We start from the raw sequence: 1,360 nt of genomic DNA on the forward strand, positions 1-1,360 counted from the left end.
GTGTCTGATGTTCTCGCCAATGCCCGCGACGCGATTGCGCGGGGTTCAAAAAGCTTTGCACTGGCCAGCCGGCTGTTCGATGCGCCGACGCGCGACCGTGCCATGCTGCTTTATGCCTGGTGCCGGCACACCGACGATGTGATCGATGGCCAGGTGCTGGGCGAAGGGCGGAGCAATGATCGCCGCCCGCCCGCCGAACGCCTGGCCGAAGTGCATTGGGAAACCGAACGCGCGTTGGCTGGCAATCCCACGCTGGGCACCCCCTATGAAGCCTTGGCGCGGGTGGTGCATGAAACCGGCATCCCGGCCCGCTACCCGCGCGATCTGGTCCACGGCTTTCGCATCGATATGGAGGCGCGGCCGTTCCTCAGCTTCGATGACACGCTCACCTATTGCTATCATGTCGCTGGCTGTGTCGGGGTGATGATGGCGATTGTCATGGGCGTGAAGCCGACTGACCGCGCCGTGCTGGAACGCGCCTGCGATCTGGGCATGGCCTTTCAGCTGAACAATATCGCCCGCGATGTCGTCGAAGATGCGATGAACGGCCGCCGCTATATCCCGGATGATTGGCTGGCCAGCGTGCGGCTCGATCCGGACAATTTCGCCTATGATCGCAATCGCCGGCAATTGTCGCGCTTGGTGGCGCGGCTGGTGTTCAAGGCCGAGGAGTACGAGGAGTCGGCGCGGTTCGGCACATCAGCGCTGGGCAACCGCGCCGCCTGGGCCGTGCTGGCGGCGGCGCGGATTTACGGCGGCATCGGCCGCAAGGTGCGCCGCCTTGAAGAAGCCGGGCTGGCCAACCGCGTGTCCACCACCAAGACTGACAAGGCCCGCGCGGTGGCTATGGCATTTGGCGACAGCCTGGTGCGTGGCAGGCGTTGGCCGCAGCCGGGCCCGCCGCGTGAAGGCCTGTGGACGATGCCGGAGTGAGCAAAGTGCCGGACGACCTGCCGCGCTGGTCATTTGGCGACACCCCGGCACTGGCTGATCAGTTGCTCGCGCTGGTGCTGGCTGGCAGCAAAACGGCCACGTGTTGGGCTGCGGCACACGCCGGGCCCGCCACGGCGCACACACGATCCATCATCCTTGATGGTGCCGGCCGCTCAGCCGTTGTGGTGGAAACCCTGTCGTGCAAGTCGGTGCGATTTTGCGATGTGGACGACGCCTTCGCGGCCGATGAAGGGGAGGGTGATTTGTCCCTGGCACACTGGCGTGATGCACATCGCCGCTATTTCACGCGGCACGGGGTGTTTGCGGACGACATGATGCTGTGGTGCGAACGATTTCGCCTTGTGGAGCGCCTGTAGCTGACCTTCAGCGGACAGCGCGCCAATGCTCCGCCCTTTGGGCCCGTTTA

General features: G+C 65.0%; 2 protein-coding genes. Both read left to right on the plus strand.

The window, feature by feature from the left end; translation table 11 throughout:
- Positions 1 to 933 (plus strand): phytoene/squalene synthase family protein, encoded by a 933-nt coding sequence (locus tag ABWP50_RS07160; protein ID WP_502951005.1) that lies wholly within the window; start codon positions 1 to 3, stop codon positions 931 to 933.
- 74 nt (positions 934 to 1,007) lie between these two features.
- A complete protein-coding gene (locus ABWP50_RS07165) occupies positions 1,008 to 1,310 on the plus strand; it encodes an ASCH domain-containing protein (protein ID WP_353217324.1) in 303 nt (100 codons plus the stop codon).
- Positions 1,311 to 1,360 lie beyond the last annotated feature (50 nt).

Origin of the sequence: Sandarakinorhabdus sp. (genome assembly GCF_040398645.1) — a bacterium.
Lineage (GTDB): Bacteria > Pseudomonadota > Alphaproteobacteria > Sphingomonadales > Sphingomonadaceae > Sandarakinorhabdus.